General features: G+C 66.1%; 24 protein-coding genes. 14 read left to right on the top strand and 10 right to left on the bottom strand.

Going from position 1 to position 22037, the window contains the following annotated elements; genetic code table 11:
* Window positions 1-116 precede the first annotated feature (116 nt).
* The 5 genes from BN977_RS14820 (at window position 117) to BN977_RS14800 (ending at window position 6245) form a co-directional block, all read left to right on the top strand.
* Window positions 117-1352, top strand: a complete 1236-nt coding sequence (locus BN977_RS14820) for a cytochrome P450 (protein WP_234709565.1) — start codon at window positions 117-119, stop codon at window positions 1350-1352.
* A 59-nt stretch (window positions 1353-1411) separates the two neighbouring features.
* A complete protein-coding gene (locus tag BN977_RS14815) occupies window positions 1412-2647 on the top strand; it encodes a PucR family transcriptional regulator (RefSeq protein ID WP_234709564.1) in 1236 nt (411 codons plus the stop codon).
* 111 nt (window positions 2648-2758) lie between these two features.
* A complete protein-coding gene (locus BN977_RS14810) occupies window positions 2759-3718 on the top strand; it encodes a fumarylacetoacetate hydrolase family protein (RefSeq protein ID WP_036398033.1) in 960 nt (319 codons plus the stop codon).
* A gap of 16 nt (window positions 3719-3734) precedes the next feature.
* Window positions 3735-4418, top strand: a complete 684-nt coding sequence (locus BN977_RS14805) for a VOC family protein (protein WP_036398032.1) — start codon at window positions 3735-3737, stop codon at window positions 4416-4418.
* A gap of 3 nt (window positions 4419-4421) precedes the next feature.
* The gene (locus BN977_RS14800) at window positions 4422-6245 is read left to right on the top strand and encodes an FAD-dependent monooxygenase (protein WP_051561397.1); all 1824 of its coding nucleotides are present in this window, start codon (window positions 4422-4424) and stop codon (window positions 6243-6245) included.
* A gap of 6 nt (window positions 6246-6251) precedes the next feature.
* Here BN977_RS14800 and BN977_RS14795 read toward each other — a convergent pair whose 3' ends face one another.
* Window positions 6252-7031: an SDR family NAD(P)-dependent oxidoreductase gene (locus BN977_RS14795; protein ID WP_109790132.1), complete on the bottom strand. Its 780-nt coding sequence runs from the start codon at window positions 7029-7031 to the stop codon at window positions 6252-6254.
* A 44-nt stretch (window positions 7032-7075) separates the two neighbouring features.
* On the opposite strand from BN977_RS14795, the gene BN977_RS14790 reads away from it, so the two are divergent.
* On the top strand, window positions 7076-7480 hold the full coding sequence (locus BN977_RS14790; RefSeq protein ID WP_234709563.1) for a MerR family transcriptional regulator: 405 nt from the start codon (window positions 7076-7078) through the stop codon (window positions 7478-7480).
* 89 nt (window positions 7481-7569) lie between these two features.
* On the opposite strand, the gene BN977_RS14785 is transcribed toward BN977_RS14790, so the two are convergent.
* Window positions 7570-8523 (bottom strand): zinc-binding dehydrogenase, encoded by a 954-nt coding sequence (locus BN977_RS14785; protein WP_234709562.1) that lies wholly within the window; start codon window positions 8521-8523, stop codon window positions 7570-7572.
* A gap of 102 nt (window positions 8524-8625) precedes the next feature.
* Between BN977_RS14785 and BN977_RS14780 the strand changes: the two genes are divergently transcribed.
* Window positions 8626-9174, top strand: coding sequence for a TetR/AcrR family transcriptional regulator (locus tag BN977_RS14780; RefSeq protein ID WP_234709561.1), 549 nt, complete (start codon window positions 8626-8628; stop codon window positions 9172-9174).
* Between the two features lie 124 nt (window positions 9175-9298).
* Complete coding sequence (locus BN977_RS14775; protein ID WP_024452386.1) at window positions 9299-10243, top strand: NADP-dependent oxidoreductase; 945 nt, start codon at window positions 9299-9301, stop codon at window positions 10241-10243.
* 21 nt (window positions 10244-10264) lie between these two features.
* Here BN977_RS14775 and BN977_RS14770 read toward each other — a convergent pair whose 3' ends face one another.
* Window positions 10265-10759, bottom strand: coding sequence for a MarR family winged helix-turn-helix transcriptional regulator (locus BN977_RS14770; protein ID WP_024452387.1), 495 nt, complete (start codon window positions 10757-10759; stop codon window positions 10265-10267).
* 158 nt (window positions 10760-10917) lie between these two features.
* Here BN977_RS14770 and BN977_RS14765 point away from each other — a divergent pair, with 158 nt between their 5' ends.
* The 5 genes from BN977_RS14765 to BN977_RS14745 all read left to right on the top strand — a co-directional run bounded on the left by BN977_RS14765 (window position 10918) and on the right by BN977_RS14745 (window position 14238).
* Window positions 10918-11394 (top strand): DUF1772 domain-containing protein, encoded by a 477-nt coding sequence (locus tag BN977_RS14765; RefSeq protein ID WP_024452388.1) that lies wholly within the window; start codon window positions 10918-10920, stop codon window positions 11392-11394.
* Window positions 11395-11440: 46 nt separating this feature from the next.
* Window positions 11441-11758, top strand: coding sequence for an NIPSNAP family protein (locus tag BN977_RS14760; protein WP_024452389.1), 318 nt, complete (start codon window positions 11441-11443; stop codon window positions 11756-11758).
* 20 nt (window positions 11759-11778) lie between these two features.
* Window positions 11779-12162, top strand: coding sequence for a DUF4267 domain-containing protein (locus BN977_RS14755; RefSeq protein ID WP_024452390.1), 384 nt, complete (start codon window positions 11779-11781; stop codon window positions 12160-12162).
* A gap of 240 nt (window positions 12163-12402) precedes the next feature.
* Window positions 12403-12999, top strand: coding sequence for a hypothetical protein (locus BN977_RS33260; protein ID WP_036398029.1), 597 nt, complete (start codon window positions 12403-12405; stop codon window positions 12997-12999).
* A gap of 753 nt (window positions 13000-13752) precedes the next feature.
* Window positions 13753-14238 (top strand): MarR family winged helix-turn-helix transcriptional regulator, encoded by a 486-nt coding sequence (locus BN977_RS14745; RefSeq protein WP_036398028.1) that lies wholly within the window; start codon window positions 13753-13755, stop codon window positions 14236-14238.
* Between the two features lie 125 nt (window positions 14239-14363).
* On the opposite strand, the gene BN977_RS14740 is transcribed toward BN977_RS14745, so the two are convergent.
* From BN977_RS14740 to BN977_RS33485, 7 genes are all read right to left on the bottom strand, one after another.
* Entirely contained in the window at window positions 14364-15761 is a 1398-nt protein-coding gene (locus tag BN977_RS14740) for a hypothetical protein (protein WP_131590122.1), read from the bottom strand.
* Window positions 15762-16163: 402 nt separating this feature from the next.
* Window positions 16164-16718, bottom strand: coding sequence for a MarR family winged helix-turn-helix transcriptional regulator (locus BN977_RS14735; RefSeq protein WP_084172512.1), 555 nt, complete (start codon window positions 16716-16718; stop codon window positions 16164-16166).
* 141 nt (window positions 16719-16859) lie between these two features.
* On the bottom strand, window positions 16860-17903 hold the full coding sequence (locus tag BN977_RS14730) for an isopenicillin N synthase family dioxygenase (protein ID WP_036398026.1): 1044 nt from the start codon (window positions 17901-17903) through the stop codon (window positions 16860-16862).
* The gene (add, locus tag BN977_RS14725) at window positions 17900-18928 is read right to left on the bottom strand and encodes an adenosine deaminase (RefSeq protein ID WP_051561395.1); all 1029 of its coding nucleotides are present in this window, start codon (window positions 18926-18928) and stop codon (window positions 17900-17902) included. Before add ends, BN977_RS14730 begins: the two co-directional genes overlap by 4 nt.
* Window positions 18925-19890, bottom strand: a complete 966-nt coding sequence (locus BN977_RS14720) for an isopenicillin N synthase family dioxygenase (protein ID WP_036398025.1) — start codon at window positions 19888-19890, stop codon at window positions 18925-18927. The genes add and BN977_RS14720 overlap by 4 nt, the downstream gene beginning before the upstream one ends.
* A complete protein-coding gene (locus BN977_RS33490) occupies window positions 19887-20693 on the bottom strand; it encodes a cytosine permease (RefSeq protein WP_051561393.1) in 807 nt (268 codons plus the stop codon). Before BN977_RS33490 ends, BN977_RS14720 begins: the two co-directional genes overlap by 4 nt.
* Window positions 20693-21277, bottom strand: coding sequence for a cytosine permease (locus tag BN977_RS33485; RefSeq protein WP_051561391.1), 585 nt, complete (start codon window positions 21275-21277; stop codon window positions 20693-20695). Before BN977_RS33485 ends, BN977_RS33490 begins: the two co-directional genes overlap by 1 nt.
* A gap of 108 nt (window positions 21278-21385) precedes the next feature.
* Here BN977_RS33485 and BN977_RS14710 point away from each other — a divergent pair, with 108 nt between their 5' ends.
* Window positions 21386-21964 carry a type II toxin-antitoxin system RelB family anti-toxin gene (locus BN977_RS14710; RefSeq protein WP_036398024.1) on the top strand — a complete coding sequence of 193 codons (579 nt, stop codon included), beginning with the start codon at window positions 21386-21388 and terminating at the stop codon, window positions 21962-21964.
* Window positions 21965-22037: the final 73 nt, after the last annotated feature.

The raw sequence follows: 22037 nt of genomic DNA, 5'->3' as shown, positions 1-22037 counted from the left end.
CTAGTGTGGCTAGTACACGCATGTACCGAAGGGGGACCACCTTGGCTCAGCTCACCAGCGACCCAGTGCGGCTGCCACCCGGAGTAGCGCTTCCACGCATCGTTCAGGGCGCGGCCATGCTCGTGAACCCGCCGCGGGCGCTGGCGTACGTACGCCGCCGCCACGGTGCGGCGTTCAGCGTGTCGCTTCCGCTGTTCGGCGACACCATCGTGCTCAGCGATCCCGATCTGATCAAGGAATTGTTCACCGCGGGAGATCTCGTACAGACGATCACCAACCTCGGTGACGTCATCGGCCCGGGTTCCACTTTCAGCCTCAACGGCGCGCCACATCTGGCGCGACGCAAGCTGCTGATGCCGCCGCTGCATGGCAAGCGGATGCCGGTTTACGAGCAGATCATCGAAGAAGAAGTTGCGCGCGAGCTGTCCACCTGGCCGACTGCGACACCGTTTGCCACGCTGCCGTCGATGATGCGCATCACCCTGAACGCCATCCTGCGCGCGGTGTTCGGTGCCGATGGGCCCGAATTGGCGGCCTTGCGGGAACTCCTCCCGCCCGCGGTATTGCTGGCATCCCGGCTCACCGTACTGCCGGCAGGTTTGCGTCGTGACCTCGGACGCTGGAGCCCATGGGGACGCCTGGAACGCATGCGGCGTCGGTGCGACGACCTCATCGGCACCCTGATCCGCAATGCCAGAGCCGCTCCGGACCTCCACGAGCGCACGGATGTCCTGGCCATGCTGGTGGCCGCCAGAGACGAGGATGGCCGTCCGATTCCCGACGACCACATCATCGACGAGTTGCAAACGCTGCTCGCCGCCGGACACGAAACCACGGCCACCACGCTGGCCTGGGCCATCGAGCGGTTACGCCGCCACCCGGAGGTGCTGTCACAGCTGGTCGAGGAGATCGACGCCGGCGGTGCGGATCTTCTGCAAGCCACGGTCTGGGAGGTGCAGCGCAGCCGACCGGTGATCCCCGGCGTGCTGCGCGTGACGACAAGTCGAACTCGTTTGGGCGAGTGGGTTTTGCCCGCAGACCAGACCATCATTGCGAGCATCGCGCTCTCGCACAGCTCCCCCGCCAACTACGCCGATCCGGCCCGCTTCGACCCCACCCGGTTCCTGCATGCCAAGCCGGACACCAGCTCGTGGATTCCGTACGGGGGCGGTCTGCGCCGTTGCGTCGGTGCGGCGTTCGCCAACACCGAAATGCTCATCACCTTGCGCGAGATTTTGCGCACGTACACGCTCGAACCCACGACGGAGTCCGACGAACGATCGCGATCACGGGGAATTGCCAATGCGCCGGCGGCCGGAGCGGTCGCCGTCATCCACCGGCGCAGTCGATGAACCGTCCGTGGTTCGCCGAACTCGAACCCCGTTCGCCTGAAGCATTTCCCAGGGAATCGGTGGTCCCCGACCGTGCCCAGCTGGTCGCCGATGCGCTGGGACCCGGGCCGGCCGCCTGGGCTGTGGAGCTCGGGGCGCAGATGACGGCGGCCATCACTACCGCGATCCCGGAACTGGCCGTGGACGCCGTCGCCACCGAGATCGCCAAGGGATGCGAGGCCGTCGCACTCGGCACGCTGATCGCCCTCGAGCGAGGTGACCAGGTGTCGTTGACGGCCATGCCGGAGGTCCTCGCGGGACCGATGGAAGTGGTTTCCCGGGGCATCGGCATGGAGCACATGCTGCGCAGCATCCATGTCGCGCACTCCACCGCTACGAGCGTGCTGCTGGACGCTGCCGAGCGCGTGGTGCCCGCTGCGCAGCGATTCGGCGAGATGCGGCGCATCAACGACGTGCTGTTCGGCATCGTCGATGCGCTGACCAAACGGATGGCCGACGAATATGCCCGCGCCCACGAAGCGTGGTTGACCAGTTCGATCGCCCTACGCGCGGGAGTCGTGGAAGACCTCCTCCAGGGCAGCGCCGTGCCGATGGAGCGAGCCACCCGGATCCTGGGCTACGACCTGAGCCGCTGGCATCTGGCGGTCATCGTATGGCCGGGTTCGAGTGTGCCCGCCGAATCGACTCAGCTCGGAGCCACGGCCTCAGAGATCCTCGCCGCGGCAGGATGCGTCTCCACACTCGTGCTTCCGGTTGGCGCCCAACGGGTTTGGGCCTGGGGTTCGCGCACGTCGCATCCGCCGGAGGCCATCGTCCCCGTGACGCCTCCGCCCCCGGGCGTTCGCGTCGCGATCGGCACGGCGGGTGCCGGCGTCGAGGGGTTCCGGCGCAGTCACGAGCAGGCGGCCGAGGCAGCGCGAGTGGGCGCACTGTCCACGCGGGAGGCGTGGTGGTTCGGGTATGAGGATCTCGACCTCGTCGCGATGCTGAGCGCCGACCTGCTCGCCGCCCGCGAGTTCGTCGCCCGCGAACTCGGCGGCTTGGTCGACAACACCGACTCCGTCGTCACGATGCGTCGCACCCTCAAGTGCTACCTCGACCGCGACAGGAGCCTGGCCGGCACCGCAGCCGACCTCCACATCGCGCGCAACACCGTCGCGTACCGCGTGCAGCGGGCCGAGCAACTTCGCGGCCGGCCGGCGACGGTTCGCCGCCTGCAGCTGCACGCCGCGTTGACCCTGGCCGAGGAACTCGGCGAGACGGTGCTGACGCCCGCGCCGGACGAGTTGGACTGAAAACCAGCCGAACCCCGCCAATTTCGTACTTGAGGCCAGGCGGCACGGCGATGCCGCTCAGTTGACTGGGTACGGAGCCGGTCGAACGACGGGCAGACGCGGGAGTTGTCGATGGTCGTACATCTCGTCCGATACGAGAACAATGAACGCCCCTCTTGGGGGGTGCTCACCGGTGACCGCGTCACACCTCTCACGGGCGACTATCCCCGCACTGCCGACCTCATCGAGCGTGGCGAAGCCGACTGGCGGGCCGCGGCGGCGAAAACCGGCGACGTGGTGCTGGCCGATGTCGGCTTATTGTCACCGGTGACCACTCCGTGCCGGGTGATGTGCCAGGGGGTGAACTACCGCGAGCATGCGATCGAGTCCGGGATGAACCCCGACAAGCGCACCTTCAACCTGTTCTTCGACAAGACCGACGCCGCCGTCACCGGCCCCTACGACCCGGTCACCCGCCCAGCTCATGTCACTCTGCTCGACTACGAGATCGAGCTGACGCTGGTTCTGCGCGGAACCGTGCATGCACCGACGACCATCACCGCCGAGAACCTGCATGAGTACGTCTTCGGCGTGACCATCGGCAACGACCTGTCCGCCCGCGACGTCCAGCTTCCCCAGGGGCAGTTCCTGAAAGGCAAGAGCTACCGGGGCTTCTGTCCGCTGGGGCCGGTGCTGGCGGTGCTCGAACCAGAGGATCTCCGGCTCATCGACGACCTCGAGCTGCGCCTGGAGGTCAACGGATCGTTACGGCAGTCCGACAACACCGGCAACATGCTGTACCGGCCCGCCGAGACACTCACCGAACTCAGCGAATTCTGCAACTGGGATCCCGGCGACGTCCTGCTGACCGGAACCCCGCACGGCATCGTGGCGGGTTCACCCCCGCCTTTCGTTCGCCGCCTGGCCACGGCCCTACTGCCCGAGGACAAGCTGTGGGCGGCATTCGTCAAGCTCAACCAGCGCAAGCCCTACCTGAAGCCCGGTGACATCGTCACCGCCTCCATCCGCAACACCGCCGGGACGCTCGACCTGGGCACCCAGCGAAACACCATTGTCGCCGCCATCCCCTGAGAGGAGAGGACCAGCCGTGAGTGCCACACCGAGCCCACTGCAACCGTCTGATCCGAAGAACAGCACCACATCCACACCGGATCTCGATCGACTACCCGACCGCCTGGTACCCGACTTCATCGCCCACTGGGTCGTCAAGACCGCGCGTAGCGCCGAGATGATCGACTGGTACGGACACGTCTTCGGCGCCCGCGTCGTGCACGAAGACAGCCAAATCGCCTTCTTGACATGGGATCACGAAAGTCACCGACTGGCGTTGGTCAAACTGCCGCCGCCACTGCGATACGCCTTCCCGCTGTCGCGATGGCGTCGAAAGACCTACGGCATCGACCATCTCGCCTTCACCTTCACCTCCGTGGAGAGACTGCTGCTGACCTACGAACGCCTGAAGAACGTGGAGATCACCCCGGTCTGGTCCATCAACCACGGACCCACCACCAGTCTGTACTACGAAGATCCCGAAGGTATCCGGCTGGAGTTCCAGACCGAGAACTTCCCCACCGCGCAGCAGACCGCCGAATACTTCAACAGTCACGCGTTCGAGGAGAACCCGATCGGCACCAACATCGACCCGAACTACCTGCTCGAAAAGCTCCGCGCCGGCGTGGCTCGCGAGGAGCTGCTCAAGCCAGGCGCCGGGACCCGCCCCGGCGCCAAACCCCGGTCGAACAAGCGCGCCATCACGTGGAAGACGTTGTAAGACATGGATACTGAATCGATTGTCATCGTCGGCGCCGGGGCCGCGGGTTCCACCCTCGCCTTGCTGCTGGCCCGGTACGGCATCGAGAGCACCGTCGTCGACGAGCGTCGGGAAACCCGACTGCATCCGGCCGCCCACGTCATCAACGCCCGCACTCTGGAGATCTGGAACCAGGCCTGCCCCGAACTGGGACGCGCCCTGGAGGCGATCACCCCGCCGATCGACACCGTCAACATCATCCGCTGGTGCACCGACGTGCGATCCGACCCGATCGGTGAGATCGATCTGCTCTCCCAACCGGATCGGCTCGCCGAAGTCCGCAGTCACAGTTCGTTTCTCATCTCTCACATCGGTCAGCACCTGTTGATGCCAGAGCTGTGGAAGGCCCTGGAGCGCGAGCCCCTTGTCGATTTCCGGCGCGGCTGGCACGCTGACCTCATTGACGAGCGGCTGACGTTGCGGTCGCAGGGCAGCGATCCAGTCGTCGTCTCACCGCGATTCATCGTCGCGGCAGACGGGGCGAACAGCAGGCTGCGCGACGCCGCAGGTATCGCCATGACCGGTCCGGTGTTGGCCAACATGGGCAGCGTCTTCTTCCACGCGCCCGGACTGTATCCGGACGGCACCAGCCGGCCCCTGCTCAGCTGGATCTACCACCCGCGGTTCAGCGGGGTGATGATCGCCCACGCCGACGACGACTACGTGTTGATGACGCCGTACCTGCACGCCGCTCAATCGATCGCGAGCGACAGCCGGACGTACTGGAACCGGATCCTGCCCAACGTGATCGGATCCACCGAATACGAGATCCGCTCGACCGGAACCTGGACGATGACCAAGCAGATCGCCGACCGGTTCCGTAGCGGACCGCTTCTGCTCATCGGCGACGCCGCCCACCGCTTCCCGCACACGGGGGGATTCGGGCTCAACAGCGGTGTACAGGACGCCCACAACCTCGCCTGGAAGCTCGCCGCGATCCTGCAGGAAGGCGCATCCGAATCGCTGCTGGACACCTACGAGACCGAACGGCGGCCCGTCGTCACGCGGTTCGCCGAGCAGAGCACCAACAACCACTTCAAACTCGACGAAGTCACCGCGGCATTAAGCATCACCAATCGCTCGCTGCACAAGGCCACCGAACTCATCGGCAGACTTCCACTGGGCAGGGTGCCCGCCCCGCCGATCGCCCGCATCGCGGATGCCCTGACCACCGCGCAGACGTCCCGAACCAAACGGTTGCTCCGAAACACGGCCCGGAGCAGAAGGTTACGGCAGCGCATGGCCGCTGCCATTCCGGGACAAGAGGAACACTTCGTGGCCAGCGGCCTGGAATTCGGTTATGCCTACGCCAGCCCGTTGATCGACACCGCCGAGAGCCGGTGTCCTGAGGGTGATGTCGCGTTGTATCACCCGACGACACATCCGGGTGCGCGGCTACCCCACGCGATCATCAGTGGGCCCGACGGTGCGCAGCGCTCGACCCATGACGCAGTCGCTCGAAAAGGTCTCACCGTGTTCACCGCCGATCCGCAAGGTTGGATCGAAATGTTGGCTGGCGCATCCATGTCCGTGCCGTTCACCGTGGTCGGTCTGGGCGGAGTCGACGACGCGAACCACCCCGCCATCGATCTGTTCGAGGTCGGCGACCACGGTGCCGTCGTGGTGCGACCAGACGGCCACGTGGTGTGGCGGACCGATGCCGGGCCGCAGGCGGTCGACAGCCTGCACCGCTTTATCGAACGCTCCTGGGCCGGCGTGTATCCGCGCGCGGACGCCGACGGCGTCGGCCTCCTTGTCGGCGAGGGCAGGCTCGGCACCGAGGGGTGATTGGCGCTAGAACTGCGTCCTTTCGGCGAGTACACCCGCGAGGGTCGCCGAGATCCGGCCGGGGAGAAGCCGAAACACGTGACTGCTCAACGCGTTCACCCCGCCGTCGATCACGGCTGGGCCGGACCTGTCGAGCGCCCGCAAGGCCGTCGCAGCGACCTGGCCGGGTTGGCGGGTCAACGCCGTCGAACGGGGGTTCATCGGAGTCTGGGTTGGCCCGGGGCTCACCGCGACCACCCGGACACCGGTGTCACGGGTCTCGGCCCACAGCGCTTCGGTGAAGGCGCGGACATACGCTTTGGACGCACTGTAGGCCGCAAGATGGGGTGCCGGGACGTAGGCGCCGGTGCTGGCGATGTTGATGATCGCGCCGTGGCCTCGCTGTGTCATCGTCGGTAGCAGGGCTGCCGTCAGTTCGGTCAACGCGCCGGCATTGAGATCGACGACCGCCCTCAGCCGGGCCGGGTCGCTATCGACGACGAGCCCGCGCTCGTAGCACCCGGCACTGTTGACCAGGATCTCGATCTCGATGTGTTCCGCGGCGAGTTTGTCCACCACGAGCGACGTGGCGCCCGGGGCGGTGATGTCCATCGGCATCGTGTGAACGGTGGCACCGTACTGGGCCCTGAGCCGCGCAGCGGCGTCGTCGAGGGTCGCCGCGGTCCGCGCGACGAGCACCAAATGCGCTCCGCGCGTTGCCAGTTGCTCGGCGATGGCGTATCCGATGCCCGTGCTGGCGCCGGTTATCAACGCAAAACGATCCCGGATCTGTGTCTTTGCAGCCATGACCGCTAACCTAGACATTCACGTCAATGTCAAGGTCAAGGTCAGTGAGGGCCGTCATGCGGATCGGGGAGTTGAGCAATGCCACCGGGGTCAGCACCCGTGCGCTGCGCTACTACGAGGAACAAGGCCTTCTGCTCACCCGCCGCGCATCGAATGGTTATCGCGATTACGACCCGGACAGTGCCGATATCGTCGCGTTCATCCAGGATCTTTTCCGCGCCGGATTGTCCTCCGCTGTCATCCGCGAGATCCTGCCCTGGTTGCGATCTGGCCGGCAACCGACGGCGGATTGCTCGGAAATCCTGGACCGTGTTCGGCAGATTCGCGACGAGCTGGCGCGGCGCGAGCAGCGGATCAAGGAGAACCGTCAGCTGCTCGACGACTTCCTCAGCGGGGCCGCCACACCCCGCGGATTCGACGGGCTGAGAAGGTGCGAACGGTCGAACTAGCGGCCGTCACACGATGTGCCCGGCGTTCACCATCAGCAGCTGGCCGGTGATGGAGGAAGCCTTCGTCTCGGCGCTCACCTGATCCGCACCTACGGCGTGAGGACGATCCGTCCGAACACCTGTCCGGCGTCCATCAGACGGTGCGCGTCTGCGGCGCGTTCCAGCGGCAACACGTCCGCTACGACGGCGCTCAGCTCTGCTCGCGTCACGGCAACGAACTGCTCTCGCCTGACAAGGTCTTTGGCTTCGGCCGCAACGGTGTCGAGACTGAAGGTGGCCAGGGAGCGGGACAGCTGGAACGCTGCCAGCAGCCGCGACCCGACATCCGCCGGAACCGGACCGGCCACCATGCCGGCAACGACCATCCGGCCATTCGGGGCGAGCCGATCGATGAATGCCGGAGTCTGGGGACCACCCACGATGTCGATGATCACGTCGAAACGCGCCGGCACGCCGGCAGCACCGTTGCCATCGCGATCCAGGATGTGGGTCGCGCCGAATCCGCGGAGCCGCTCACCGCGTTCCGGCGAGGATGTGGTGACCGCGATCTCCGCTCCGGCGCGCGCGGCCAACTCGACCGTGGCGATGCCGATGCTTCCCGACCCGCCACGGACCAGCACGGAATCGGCGGATGTGAAGTGGGCGTGGGCCAATGCGAAGTGAGCCACCGGGCCGGCGCTGCCCACGGCGACTGCGTCGACGAACGACAGGTCATCCGGGATGGCCGCGATGTCGGCGACCCGCGCCACTGCAACCGCGCTGTAGCCGCCACCGATCCCGGTGAATGCCCAGACGCGGCGGCCGACCCATGACGCATCCACGTCGGCGCCGACGGCCGAGACGACGCCGGCAACCTCGCTCCCGGGGATCAGCCCGGCGGGGACGGGATGCAACTCCGCCACCGTGCCGCGGCGGATCATCGCGTCCACACCACCGACTCCGATCGCCGCGGTCTGGATAATCACTTGGCCGCGGTCGGCGACGGGAGGCGGTACCTCGACCATCGTCATGCCGCTCGGATCTCCGAACCGTTCGATCACCACTGCCCGCACGTTCACGTCCTCTCCGCCAAGTACCGTCGGACGTTAGTGGACGCCCCCGTCCACTTGACCGAAGTGAGAGACATGGTTGCCGAGATGCCTCGGATGTTGCGCTCCGACGCCCGCGACAACCGCGACCGCGTGCTCGCCGTGGCGCGCGCACTGTTCGCCGAACGCGGGCTCGATGTCACCATGCGGGAAATCGCTCGGCGGGCCGGCGTCGGACCCGCCACGCTGTATCGGCGGTTTCCCACCCGCTTCGACCTGGTCCAGGCCGCATTCGCCGACGAAGTGCGCCTGTGCGAGCAGATCGTCGAGGACGGCTGCGCCGATCCGGACCCGTGGCGCGGGTTCTGTTCGATCATCGAAAACCTCACGCGACTCAACGGCCGCAACCGGGGGTTCGTCGACGCGTTCATATCGGCCAATTCCGAGCCCGCCGGCTACGCCGCGCACCGCGACGCCGCACTGCAGGCGGTCGGGTCGTTGGCGCGCCGGGCGCAGGCCGCCGGTGCGCTGCGCCGGGATGTCACCGTCGACGATCTGGTGCTGGTGCTGTTGGCCGGGCGTGGACTCGGCTCCCTCCCCCGGAGCCGACGCGAGGCGGCCGCGCGGCGGCTCGCTGCGCTGGCCATCGACGCCTTCCGCGCCTGAGCGACCCGCTCACGACGGCTTTGTGACTGCGGTCACCACAACTTCGGGATTGCTTCGACATCGAAGCGAGTTGTGTCGAGCGAAGCTGCTTCGAATTCGAAGCAACCGCGACGAGGAGGACATCATGAAAGCAGTTCGGTACCACGAATACGGCACCAGTGACGTGCTGCGGTACGAAGAGGCCCCGCGGCCGGTGCCAGGCCCGCAACAGGTGCTGGTGAAAGTCGCCGGCACCTCGTTCAACCCGGTGGACGCCGGCATCCGGGGCGGATACCTGGCGCAGGTCTACCAGGTCAGCTTCCCCCACATTCCCGGCGTCGACGTCGCCGGAACGATCGCCGAGATCGGCGCCGACGTGAACGGCTGGCATATCGGCGATGCGGTGGTGGCGTTCCTGCCGCTGGACGCCGACGGCGCCGCGGCCGAATACGCCCTGGTACCGGCCGAAGCACTCGCGGCCGCACCGTCAACGGTTCCGCTGGCCGACGCCGCGGCCCTGCCCGAGCCCGCACTGACGGCCTGGCAAGCCTTGTTCGAGATCGCCGGGCTGACCACCGGACAGTCGGTGTTCATCAACGGAGCCTCCGGTGCGGTCGGCGGCTACGCGATCCAGTTGGCCAAACACGCCGGAGCACACGTCACCGCCACCGCCAGGGACCGTGACACCGAGCGCCTGCGCGGGCTCGGCGCCGACCACATCGTCGACTACGTCGACTACGGCAGCTCACCGATCCGGGTTGACGGTGCCCCTTTCGACGTGGTGCTCAATCTGGTCTCCACCACCGACGAGCAGACCGATGCCCTCATCAGCCTGGTCGCCGACGGCGGATTCCACGTCGGCACCATGGTTTTCGGACCGCAGGACCCGCCGCGTGGCGTGCGGACACAGCGGGTGTTCGTCCGCAGCGACGCCGCCCAACTGGCCGAGTTGGTCAACCGCGTGGACGACGGCCGACTGCGCATCGAGATCGCCGACCGCCGTCCGTTGAGCGAGGCCGCCGCCGTGCACGACGACTCCGACCACGGCCGCCTGCACGGCAAGACCCTGCTCGTGCCTACCGGGCGCTGATACCGACCGCCGCAACCTTTTTCACGTGGCGTCGCCCCGGCGCTTGCGCGCAGCCGCCGAGCGCGGGGGTCGACGCCGCATGTGGTCGCGAGCGTTCGTCATCATGTCGCCGAGTCTGCGTACATCGTTCTCGGACAGAGAATCGACCAGAAGTTCGCGCACCACCTGGATGTGGCCGGGAAGCACCGCTGCGACCCGGCCACGTCCCTGATCGGTGATGTGAACAACGGTGGCGCGCTGGTCCTCGGGGGAGGGGGCGCGGGTGATCAAGCCTTGCTTTTCGAGCAGACCGGCCTGGTGCGTCAAGCCGGACCGGCTGTACACCACGCCGTCCGCAAGGTCGGTCATGGTCAGACCGCCTCCGGCGTCGGCCAGCTTGGCGAGGATCTCGAATTGGACGTAACTCAGGCCGCCATCGTCCTGCAGCTGCTGGCGCACCGCGTACTGCAGCAAGCTCACGGCCTCCATCAGCGCAAAGTACGCCCGCAACTCGGCGGGGTTCAGGGCGTCGGCCATGCCGTTCACCTTAGTGCTTCGACATCGAAGTGCCTTCCAGTCCGCCGCAGGCACCCGACCCGCGCTCGTTATCGACGCTAGCGGGAATAGCAGTGCTATTGACGACGTTGCCACTCAGGGTTAGCGTTGCTAGCACTTCCCCGGACAGGAGTTGAGAAATGGATGTGGACCTGCTTGTTCGCGCCGCAGCACTGGTCACCGTGCTCGGCACCGGCGTGGTGTACGGCACCGACGTGTTCTGCGCGATGGTGATGCGGCCGGCGCTGGCACGGATCGACGACGCGATGTTGGTGACGGTGATGGGCCACGTGCACCACTACGGGGATCGACGCATGGTGATACCCGGCGTTCTCGGCGTGGTTGCCGCCGCGGTGTGCACAATCGCTGCGGCGGCAGCGGCGCACTGGACCCAGGCGGTCGCAGCGGGCACCGCCCTGGCCGCCCTGTCGATCTGGCTGCTGCTCTACATCCGGATCAGCGCACCCATCAACCGGCAGCTCACCACGGCCGCCGACACCGACCAGCCACTGCCGAACGGCCGAGCCCTGCAGGCCAGGTGGGACTCGATCATCAACGGCCGCGCCGTCCTCCAAGGCCTGGCGGTGACCGCCGCGTGCGTGGTCCTGCTGACCTGACCGTGTCGGCGGACACCACCAACCATCGACGAAGGAGCGCATCAGCATGTTCCAGCTCAGGATCTACACCCTGCGATCACCGGAAGCCTTGCGGCAGTACGCCGACGTGCACTGGGCGCGGCACCTGGTCACCTTCGGCGCATTCGGCGTCACCACCCACGGCGTGTGGACCGAGCGCGACGGCGAGGGGAATCGGCTGATCGCCTTGGTCGCCTACCCGCCTGACGCGGACCCTGACGAAACCACCCGCCGTGTGATGGCCAGTACCGAGTTCGCCACCGACATGGCCGGTTTCGATGTCGCCGACATCGTCGACGTCCAAACCACACTCCTTGCCCCCACCACCTTTTCCCCCATCCACTGACCCCAACCAGGAGCACCGACATGACCATCACCACCACCGCCGGGTACGTCCTGGCCGGCGTCCTGGCCGCCGCCATCATCGCCATCGGCGCACGCTTCTTCGTCGCGCCACGCACGGCCGCCGCCGGTTACGGCGTGCTGCCCGATCTCGATCAACCTGGCGTCCAGGCCTACCTCGGCGTCAAGGGCATCCGCGATATCACCACCGGCCTGTTCGTCATCATCCTGCTGCTCGCCCACGCGACGCACCTGGCCGGCTGGGTCATGTTGGCCGCCACCCTCATTCCGATCGCCGATGCGTTCATCGTGCTGCGCAACGGCGGCGCCAAGTCCGTCGCGTACGGAGTGCACGGTGCCACCGCGGTGGTCATGCTCGTCACCACCGCACTACTGCTCGCGTCATGAGTCGCACCTCCGCGCAGGTAATTGTGCTTTTGACATTTTTCTTCGAATAACTTTCTGTCGCTAATTCTCAATTCCGAATAACGAATACAGAAAAGGCGATATTGCTGTCGAAACGTATTCAAAATGTGCCGGGAATTTCGTCGGGTGCGAGTTATGTTTTTTCCGCTCCACCGCGGCGCGGCATTCCGGCCACGTCGTTACCTTCACCTCTTGGAGATAACTATGCGATCGAATTCCTCCATGCTGCGTCGGGCCGGCGTCGCCACCCCGATGGCGCTCGCCGCGGCACTGTGTTTCGCGGGCACCGCGAATGCAGCCGTCAGCGTGAACTGGAGTTGCAAGGGCACGATTTTCGGCATCGGTCAGACATCGAGCATGACGACTTCGGTTACCGGCGCAGCGCCGGGCTCGGTGGCCGCAGGCTCGCCCGTGGCCATCACCCTCACCCCGGGTTCCTCGACGGTTCCCTCGACGGCCTCCGGCTTCACCGTCACCAGCATCAGCAATTTGAAGATGCTCATCCCGGTCCCGGCGAACTCGACCTACGTCTCGGCCAGCACATCCGGCGGAACGGTCTCCGGCTCGACGGCACTGGTGGGCAGCAACGTGGTTCTCACCGTTCCCGGCCCGATCTCCGGCGGCTCGAGCTTCACCCCGCCCGCTGTCACCATCAACGTCACGGCCACCGCTCCGGGCACAATCACCAGCAAGTACGCCGGTACCAGCTACACCGACCCAGGCATGACCATGACCACGACCGTGGCGGCGGTCGGCAACGTCGCAACATCGTGCTACCCGAACCCCTCTCCGACGCTCACCACCACGACCGTCACCTAGCTCAACGGGTGCGGTGAGTGCCCTCGACCGGCCCGGGCGACCGGCGCGGTCGAGGGTCATTCCGCTTTTGGGGCCGTCATTTCTCTTCCGATGTTTATTGCCGCATATTGGGCGCGCATTTCCGTGACAACGACATCGCCACCCGCGGCCGATTCCGGCTACGACCGGCATTCGGTTTTTCCGTCATCCCCGCACGCGTAAACGTTACTCTCCGACACCGGCGCCGCGGTGAACACGCTGCGTTTGCCCAATGGCACAGCGCGCGGTGTTCGCTGAGTCTGCACGGCGTGGCCACGACGTCGGCGAAGGGGCTCCCCCTGGGCCAACGATGTGCGATTCATGATCGGGCCGATGAGCTCCGGCGCCGCGTGTCGCAAAACCGATGCGAGGCTGCCTCGGTGCGCCACTTGCGCGCATCAGCTGTGGTTGCCGGGATATCGGTGCGGGCTGCCGGCCGGGTCAGTGGGTTCGGATGGCAGGCCGAGTCGCGCCGGCTTACCACTTCTTGACGAATCTGTCTGGGACCCAGCAGAAATTGAGCACCGACGAAGGCGCGCGTTGCCGGCCGGGACGGCGGCAACCGGCGCGGAAACCTTTCCATACGAATGCGTCGTTATCACCCAAGAGATTGCTGTCGGTCGGTATGATCAGTTCTGTCACAAAGGAAAACGGACTCGATCAGTCGGCAGATGCCGCCTGACCCCATATCCACCAAGTTGGGCCCAGCCCCGGTGTGGGAGGTCTTTTCGTTCGATGACAACAGAACTCGCTCGGTCAGCCGGAGTCTTGAAGAGAACATTGGAATCACTTCATGGCACCGTCGACGACCTCGCACGCGAACTGGTCAGGGTGCTCGGCATCAATCAAACGGACCGCCGAGCTCTGGAGCTCGTCCTCCTGGCGGGCGAGGATGCTATGACGCCCGGACTTCTGGCCGATCGGCTCGGTCTCACCGCCGCCGGCACCACGATCGTTCTCAATCGGCTGGAGAAGCTCGGCTACGTCAGTCGGTCACTGCATCCGACCGATCGGCGCAGGGTGATCGTGCTGGCCACCGACCTCGCCGCGCGCCGTCTCTCCGAACTCGTTGCCCCGGTGCTGGATCAGGGCCGCGCGATGTTGCTGAACCACTACACCGCGGCGGAGATCGCCCTGATCGTCGGGTTCCTCACCCGTGCGGACGAGATTCAGCAGGCTCATCTGAACCGGATGCGGGAATTGGATCCCTACCGCCGGTAGGTGGCAGGGACTGGCAGGGATCAGCCCTGTCAATCAACCACGCGCGGTACCGGATTCCTGTACGAAGCCGACAGTCGACGGGGGCCCCGCTCGGGAGCGGGGCCACTCGTCTCGATGAGGTGTGGCTAGGCCGCGGTACCGGTTGCGCCGCTTCCGGATCCGCCAGCTTCGGAACCGGACGTGCCACTTCCGCTGCCCGACGTCACGCCGCCACTGCCGGACACCGTGCCCTCCGTGCTCGTGGTTCCCGTGCCGGCGCTGCCCGGGCCCGCCTCGCTGCCGGTCGATGCACTCGGCTTGCCGGGTTCACCTGTCTTACCGGGCTCGGCCTTGTTGCCGTCGGTCATATCGGTGCCGCCGTTGGGCGTCGTGGCGCCCGACGTGGTCCCCGCTTCCGGCTTGGTCTCGGGCTTGGTTTCGGGTTTTGTTTCGGGCTTGGCGTCGGGCTTGGTCTCCGGTTTTGTTTCGGTTGTAGCGGAAGGTGTTTCGGGATCAGCGGTAGTTGGTTCTGCTGCAGTGGGTTCGGTCGGGGCGGGCTGGGCTGCGGTGGGCTCGGTTGCGGTGGGCTCGGCGCTCTCCTCCGTCGCCGACGTCTTCGGCGCATCGGCCGTCGTCGCCTTCTCGGTGCCGAGGGTGACGGTTGCGACCGACGAGGCAGCCGACGGCAGGGCGGACGGCCCGGTATCGGCGACCTTGGGCGCGGGGACCGCCGGCGCAAGCGCCTGCGCAATCGTGTTGAGGCCCTGGATGACCTGGGCGATCAAACCCCCGGGACTGAGCAGACCCGGAGCTCCGGTGAGCGCGAATCCGTTGAGTACCGCGTTGACGATAGCCCCCGGGGTGGCGACGAGTTCACCGACCGCGCCCATCAGGTCACCGGCTTTCAACGCGTCGAGGACGGCCTGGGCCTGGAACGAGGTTGCCTGGATGGTGCCGTTGACGGTGGCAATGGCTCCGAAGCCCACGCCGAGCAGAACCCCGGGAACCGCCGCGACGACGTCGGCGACGTTCTGCGCCATCGTGACCGGAATTTGCATCAGCTCCAGCAGCGGACCGACCGGGCCGAGGATGAGTCCGAGCCCGGCGTTGAACAGCGTTGTCGTGCCCTCGTAGATCTGACCGGCAGCAATCTGACTCAGGCCGTTTCTCAGACCCGCCGGAAACCCGTAGGGATTGTCGAATCTCAATTGCTCGACGAGATTCACCCCGGCGGTTCGCAGCGCGGTGAACGTCTGCCCGCCGTACCCCATCCCGTTCAGCAACAACTGGTGCAGGATCGGCACCGGGTTGTCCAGATAGCTCTGGACGAGCGTCCCGCCGTTGGCCACCGCGTCTTGGATGATCTTCGCCCACTGCTCGATCGGGTTCACCGCGGCGGTCAGCGCAACGTGGGCCGAAGACGCCGCGCGCGCTGGTAGTTCGGCGACGGCAGGCATCGGTTGGACGATCGGGGCAAATGCGATCGCTCCGGCGCCGGCCAGGGCGATACCCATGTTGAGACGTGATCGAACGGCAACCTGCATGCCATCTCTCCTTAATTGACGAGGTCGTGACACCGGCAAGTTATCCGAGCGGATGACGCGCGACGATATGAACGTATTGTTTCGTTGCGGCGGTCCTTACGGTCGCAATCGACAGCACATTTGTTGTTACTGGTCAGCGGCTTGCAGAGGGCCTTCAGCAATTGGTCACTTAAATGCTCTTAATCAAATGCGCAACAACTGCCGAGGAGCATCTAAAACAGGTTCCATGCCCCAGTCTGCGATTGCCAAACCATGATCGCACCGGTCAATACGCAGGTAATAGCTGTGACGGCGGCGAAACGGCGAGTTGCCATGCCCAGCCGAGGGCTGACGGCCAGTACCATCACCGTGCCGTCAGTACGGTCAGCTCCGCACATCGGTGACTTGCCGACGGTTACGGCATCACGGCAGGCAGTCGTGCTGCCGGCGGTTCACCGCCGACCTCGCCCGACGTTTCGTGGCCGAACGCCGCTGCGCTTCAACGGGGTTCGCTTCGCTCTTGATTCGTCGGGCGCAGTCGCCGAGAGCGGCCAGCTGTGACCGCGTCAGCTGCCCCAGATAGTGCGTCCGCACCGCTCGCCCGTAGGTGACCAATGCCGGCCGGAGCCGCACCAAGCCGTCGTGGGTGATGGTGGCCACCACACCACGCCGATCACTATTGCTGGCGCTGCGCTGTACCAGCCCTTGTGACTCCAACCGCCGGATCTGCTGGCTCACTCGACTCGGCGTCAGCATGAGCGCCTGGGCCAGATCACCGACCCGCGCCGATCCGGAACCAGCCAGTTTCTCCAGCAGCAGCACGTCGAAGAGGGTCAGCTTGTGCGCGTCCAGCAACTTCCGGTTCAGCAGCCGGTAGAGCCGCATCGCCGCATCGAGGAAGCGCTCCCAGCTCCGTTGTTCGGCCTCATCGAGCGCCGGGAGACCACTCGGTGGCATCTCCGGACACGCACCCCCCATGTGCCGCCATGCTAGGGACGGCGATGATCGGTCGGGTCCCGATTTCGGAAAGTGGCACCGACGGACATCCGCCTTTGGCGGCCGAATGTCCGATCGAGACGGCCACACCCACGCTCGAGAAGTTCCGGTGGCCGCGGGGAGCTAACCCGATTGCATCGCGGCCACGACCCGCGCCGCCTCGCGCACCGCGGCCACGTTGGCCTTGCCCTGCCGTGAACCCGCCAGTTTGGCGGCAATATGCGCGCCGACGGTGATCGGTTCATACGCCATCCCGGCATCGGCGTCCAGATACTCGGGGGCCGTGGCGATCACCGCATCGACATTGCCGTCGTGGAAGAACGCGGCCGACCGCCGCCGCTTGATGGTTCCGTCGACGATCGGTGGTTTCACCCGGTGCAGCGTCGACATCCACTGGTCGTTGGTGATGCGGGCCGTGAGATCACCCAGGTTCACCAGCAGCGCGCCGTCGGCGGGCGCCACGTCGTGCCACTGCTGGTCGGTGCCCAGCACCTGCAGACCGGCCACCTGGTCGGCCCACAGAACGGTGACGATGCCGTAGTCGGTGTGCTCTCCCATCCCGGTGAGGTCGCCGTCGAGGGTCACGGTGCCTTCCGGAAGTGCGTAGTTGTTCATCCGCAGCACGTCGACGGAATGGTCGGTGATGCGCTCGAAGTACCCCGACTCCAGACCCAGTGCGACACAGAAGATTTCCGTGAGTGTCCGGGCGACCCGGCCCGCCTCGGCAAAGTAGTCGAGGACAGCCGGCTGGAAGGTCGGCACCTCGTCGGGCCAGACATTGATGCCGTAGTCGGCCTCGTCGAGATCGAGATCCGTGAACGACCGCGCCTCGACACCGATGTTGAACGCCTCGAAGAAGTCGTTCATCCGGGTGGCGGACTCGACGCCGAGCGACAGGCTCAGCGATTCGCTCTTCGGCGGGCTGTATCCCCGATTGGCGGGCACCCGGTAGCGGTTCTTGGTCTCGACACGCAACCCGAAGAACTGGTCCGTGGCCGTCGCCAGCCCGTCGATCGTCTGCGCGGGAATGTCGTGGCCGAGGATCTGCATGAAACCGACTCGCCGGCAGGCGTCATCGACGGCTTCGGCCACCGCGCGTTTGGCGGTGTCGTCACCACCGACGACCCACGGCGTGATGTCGATCGCGGGCACTTCGAACGAGCTCATCGGTTCGTCTCCAATCCATCGTCAATCCAGGATGCCAGTCGCGCGCGCAGGGCGTCCTTGTCGCCGGAATCCAGCCAGCACGCATCGATCGCGTTGGCCGTGAACGTGACCAACTGCGCCACGTCGTATCCCAGCGCGTTACCCACCGCGTAGTAGTCGTTGGAGGGGTCGGTGCCGAACATCGGCGGGTCATCGGAGTCGATGCACACCCGCAGCCCGGCGTCGACCATCTGCTGGATCCGGCGGTGGCTGCCGTCGCCCGAACCGCTGTAGCGGCCGATATCCGAACTCACCGGGGTGCAGGTGAACGGCACCTGCTCCTCGACGCACCGCCGGGTCACCCGCTCGTCGGTCACCACGTGATAGCCGTGATCGATTCTGGTGCAGTGCAGTTCGTCGAGCAGGACGTCGATATGCCCTGGCGGGCCGCTTTCCGAATGGGCGGTGCGGTTCAGGCCCGCCTTCTCGGCCAGCGCATAGGCCGGTGCGAACGCAGCGGGCGGTCCCAGCACCTCTTCGTAGTCCAGACCGATGCCGAGCACTTCGTCCACACGATGTTCGATCACCTGCTCGACCAACGACAGTGCCTCGGCGACGGTGTGTTGCCGATTGATGGCGATGATGATCCGGCTGTCGATGCCGGTGTCGGTGCGGGCCTCGCGCATCCCGTCCAGGATCCCCGCCAGCGCGGTGCGATACGGCAGCGGGCTGGGTTGCGGTGACACGAAGATCTCGCGGTACCACACGTTGTGGTCGGCACCGAACGCGGTGAGTGACTCGTACGTGATGCGGCGGTAGTCATCCCGATGGTGCAGGGCCGCACCGATCAGATCGTAGACGGACAAGAACTCGCCGAGGTTCTCGTAGGCCGCACTGTCGTACACGCTGTCGGCGTCCGGGTTTCCGGGGATCCGAACGCCGTTGCGGGCGGTGAGTTCGACGGCGGTGGCCGCGGGCACCGACCCGAGCAGGTGGCAGTGCAGGCTCACCTTCGGAATCCGTTGTGCGACATCACGTGAGATCATGGCACCGCGATCGCGGCGTACTTCGACCGCAGGTAATCCGACGTCATCACCGGTTGGTAGTCGTGGGCCTGGCCCAATGGCGGCGGGAACGACTCGATGACCTGATCGAGATTGGCCTCGAAGAAGAAGATCAGTGAGATCAGTTCCTCGTCAGGGGCATCGGCGCTGGGCGGCAACACCCGGTGCAGGGTCGAGGTCCACCGGTCACCGGTCCAGCGGGCCATCAGATCACCGATGTTGATGGTGTAGGCGTCCGGGATCACCGGTGCGTCGATCCAATGCCCCTCCCGCGTACACACTTGGAGACCGCCGTAGCCGGCCTCTCGGTCCAGGATGGTGATGGTGCCGAAGTCGGTGTGAGGCGCGATGCGGAACTGCCCCTCCTCGACGGGGCCGGTGCGGTTCAAGGCGGGATACCGGTTGATGTTGAACGTGTGCGGCGAATCCGTACAACGGTCGACGAACCAGCTGTCCGGCAACCCCGCCGCGACGGCCAGAAGTGTCAGCAGTTCGGCCGCCAGCTCACGCATCGCGACGGCATAGGTGTCACACAAGGCTTGCAGTCCAGGCACTTCCACGGGCCAGACGTTGGGCGGGAACCATTCGGCGTCGACGTCGGCGTCCCCACTGGAGTGGTCATGACCTGATACGAAGCTCTCTTTCAGATCGGGTGGCAGCTCCACACCGAGCAAGTAGCCATTGGCCTCCTTGCCGGGCGGCACCCAGCCGCGCCCGCCAACAGCGGTGGCATAACGCTCCTTGGTGGCGGGGTCGAGGGTGAAGAACTCCCGAACGGCGTCGCGGATGCGAGCCCGCAGCTCGGGAGCAATCCCGTGCCCGCTGACCATCAGGAAGCCGCTGCCGATCAGTGCCTGGTCCACCGTCGCGGCCAGTGCGGCCCGGTCGGCATCAGATCCGTGGCGCCACAACGACAGGTCGACCAGAGGAATGGCGGAGGTCATGCGGCTTCTCCTTCGTGGGCGAGACGTAACAGGATCGGGTAGGTGAGCGCACCGACCAGAAGGCCGGCGGGGACGCTCAGGTCGGCTCCGCCGAACGCCGCGGCGATGGGACCGACGAACACGGTGGTGTTGATGCACAGCGCCGCTGCGATCATGCCCAGCAGCTGTGCGCCCACGCCGGCTCGCGAAAAGCTCTGGTGCACAGCCGCGGACGCGCGCGGATAGCGGCCCCGTCGGCGTGCGAGGTCCACCAGGAACACTCCGGCCCACGGGGCGAACCAGATGATCATGAACAGCAGGAAGGTGCTGACGAACTGATAGAAGCTGCCGGACAACACGACGGCGGCGCCGACGAGGCCGCACAACACGCCGTCCACCAGCACAGCCTGCCACCGGGAGAGCCGTACCCCCAGCGCCTGCAACGTGACACCGGAGGAGTACAGGTCGACACCGTTGAGTGAGAGCATCTGGACGATCACCAGCACCAGGTAGATCACCACCAGCCAGGCGGGGAAGATGGTCGACAGGCCGGTGACCGGATCTCCTGCGTCGGGGAGAGCGATGGCGATGGCCGCGCCGAGTGCCATGAGCAGGGCCTGCGGAACACCGCCGCCGACTGTCACAGCCGCGACGATGCGAAGCCGGCCGGTGCCGGCAGGCAGGTAACGCGAGTAATCGGCAGCCGCTGACGACCAGCCGAGGCCGGAGCCGCTGGCGGCCAGTGCGACACCGCCGAGGAACAACGCCCACGAGGCGGGGGCACCGTCGTTGATCTGGATGTCGTCGACCACCAGCCAGGCCATCACGAGGAAGATTGCGGCGAACGAATGACCAGCAGGCGGAGAACTTTCGTGATCGCGGCATGCCCGAGGAGCGGCAGTACCGCTTGCAGGACCGACAGGATGACGACGATGAGCACCTCGCCGGCGGTGGAGACCTGCACGCCGGTCAGGTCCAGCAGCGCGCCCGTGGCCAACACCATCACCACCAGGTCCAGCACCTCGTAACCCAGCATCATGATCCAGTTGAAGAAGGCCACCGGCCGAACGCCGATGCGGCCGAAGATCATCTGCGAGACACCGAAGGTGGTGGTGCCCGCGGCGGGTCCCGCGATGGAAACCACTCCCGCGATCACCCAGGTGAGGTTGCCGAGCACGATCGCCAACAGAGCCTGCCACCAGTTCAGGCCCATCGCCACCAGCAGGGTGCCGTAGACCACGGTGAGGACGTTCATCACCAGCCCTGACCACATGGCGCCGAGCTGCCAGGGCCGGCCGTGCCGTTCGTCGTCGGGGATGTACTCGATGCCGCGCCGCTCGATGCCGAGCCGTTGTTGATCGCTGTGGCTTATCCGCTCGTCGGGCGGATCCTGCTCTATCGTGGTCACTGGATGGTCCCGTCGTCGCGTCGTTAGGCTGAAGTGGCGATAAGTGCTAGCAATCAGATTGGGCATCTGATATGTCCGATCTATCAACCGAGTGTTGCGAAGGTGTAAATGACTGCCGAGGTCGGCCTGGATGAGCGGGCACTCGCGCTGCGTGCTGGGACAGCCATCCGCGCAATCCGCGAAAAGCGTCAGCTATCGATGCGCGACGTGGCGGCACGCGCCGGCATCAGCCAGCCGTTCCTGAGCCAGATCGAACGCGGCCAGAGCATGCCGTCGATGATCACCGTCTACCGGCTGGCCGAGACCCTCGGCGTCACCCCCGGTGAGCTGTTGCCCACCAGCACCGAATCCAAGGTCACCGTGATCCGCAGCGACGAGGGCCGGCTGTTACCGGTCGCCGACCGTCCCGACGCAGCGCTCGGGCGGGTACTGGTGCTCAGCCGGGACGAGGGACTGCAGATCATCGAGTACACGATCGAACGCGATCAGTACATCGGGGAGTGGTTCCAATCGCCGGGCATCCTGGCCCTCTACATGGTGTCGGGACAACTGGACATCGACGTCGAAGGCGCGGGCACCTACCGCGTCGGAGCAGGCGACCTGATCACCCATCCGGCGCCGTTGCGGCACCGGTGGCTGCTGGTCGACAACCAACCCGCCCATGCGCTCCTGGTGATCACCGAGTAGTCGGTCCGGCGCGGCCGTTGGCGGCCACGAATCCAGGACTACGGATTCTCCGTGGTCCCTGACCGCTCCCCCG

Source organism: Mycolicibacterium cosmeticum (assembly GCF_000613185.1).
Lineage (GTDB): Bacteria > Actinomycetota > Actinomycetes > Mycobacteriales > Mycobacteriaceae > Mycobacterium > Mycobacterium cosmeticum.
This window is presented reverse-complemented; position numbering and strand designations above follow the sequence as displayed.

Excerpts from the sequence above, each read along its gene's own strand:
- BN977_RS14765 (WP_024452388.1), top strand. The coding sequence starts at position 10,918 with ATGGATGTGGACCTGCTTGTTCGCGCCGCAGCACTGGTCACCGTGCTC.
- BN977_RS14810 (WP_036398033.1), top strand. The coding sequence starts at position 2,759 with ATGGTCGTACATCTCGTCCGATACGAGAACAATGAACGCCCCTCTTGG.
- BN977_RS14755 (WP_024452390.1), top strand. The coding sequence starts at position 11,779 with ATGACCATCACCACCACCGCCGGGTACGTCCTGGCCGGCGTCCTGGCC.
- BN977_RS14795 (WP_109790132.1), bottom strand. The coding sequence starts at position 7,031 with ATGGCTGCAAAGACACAGATCCGGGATCGTTTTGCGTTGATAACCGGC.
- add (WP_051561395.1), bottom strand. The coding sequence starts at position 18,928 with ATGATCTCACGTGATGTCGCACAACGGATTCCGAAGGTGAGCCTGCAC.
- BN977_RS14740 (WP_131590122.1), bottom strand. The coding sequence starts at position 15,761 with ATGCAGGTTGCCGTTCGATCACGTCTCAACATGGGTATCGCCCTGGCC.
- BN977_RS14730 (WP_036398026.1), bottom strand. The coding sequence starts at position 17,903 with ATGAGCTCGTTCGAAGTGCCCGCGATCGACATCACGCCGTGGGTCGTC.
- BN977_RS14710 (WP_036398024.1), top strand. The coding sequence starts at position 21,386 with ATGACTGCCGAGGTCGGCCTGGATGAGCGGGCACTCGCGCTGCGTGCT.
- BN977_RS14735 (WP_084172512.1), bottom strand. The coding sequence starts at position 16,718 with ATGGGGGGTGCGTGTCCGGAGATGCCACCGAGTGGTCTCCCGGCGCTC.
- BN977_RS14720 (WP_036398025.1), bottom strand. The coding sequence starts at position 19,890 with ATGACCTCCGCCATTCCTCTGGTCGACCTGTCGTTGTGGCGCCACGGA.
- BN977_RS33490 (WP_051561393.1), bottom strand. The coding sequence starts at position 20,693 with ATGGCCTGGCTGGTGGTCGACGACATCCAGATCAACGACGGTGCCCCC.
- BN977_RS14760 (WP_024452389.1), top strand. The coding sequence starts at position 11,441 with ATGTTCCAGCTCAGGATCTACACCCTGCGATCACCGGAAGCCTTGCGG.
- BN977_RS14775 (WP_024452386.1), top strand. The coding sequence starts at position 9,299 with ATGAAAGCAGTTCGGTACCACGAATACGGCACCAGTGACGTGCTGCGG.
- BN977_RS14800 (WP_051561397.1), top strand. The coding sequence starts at position 4,422 with ATGGATACTGAATCGATTGTCATCGTCGGCGCCGGGGCCGCGGGTTCC.
- BN977_RS14820 (WP_234709565.1), top strand. The coding sequence starts at position 117 with ATGCTCGTGAACCCGCCGCGGGCGCTGGCGTACGTACGCCGCCGCCAC.
- BN977_RS14770 (WP_024452387.1), bottom strand. The coding sequence starts at position 10,759 with ATGGCCGACGCCCTGAACCCCGCCGAGTTGCGGGCGTACTTTGCGCTG.
- BN977_RS14780 (WP_234709561.1), top strand. The coding sequence starts at position 8,626 with ATGTTGCGCTCCGACGCCCGCGACAACCGCGACCGCGTGCTCGCCGTG.
- BN977_RS33260 (WP_036398029.1), top strand. The coding sequence starts at position 12,403 with ATGCTGCGTCGGGCCGGCGTCGCCACCCCGATGGCGCTCGCCGCGGCA.
- BN977_RS14745 (WP_036398028.1), top strand. The coding sequence starts at position 13,753 with ATGACAACAGAACTCGCTCGGTCAGCCGGAGTCTTGAAGAGAACATTG.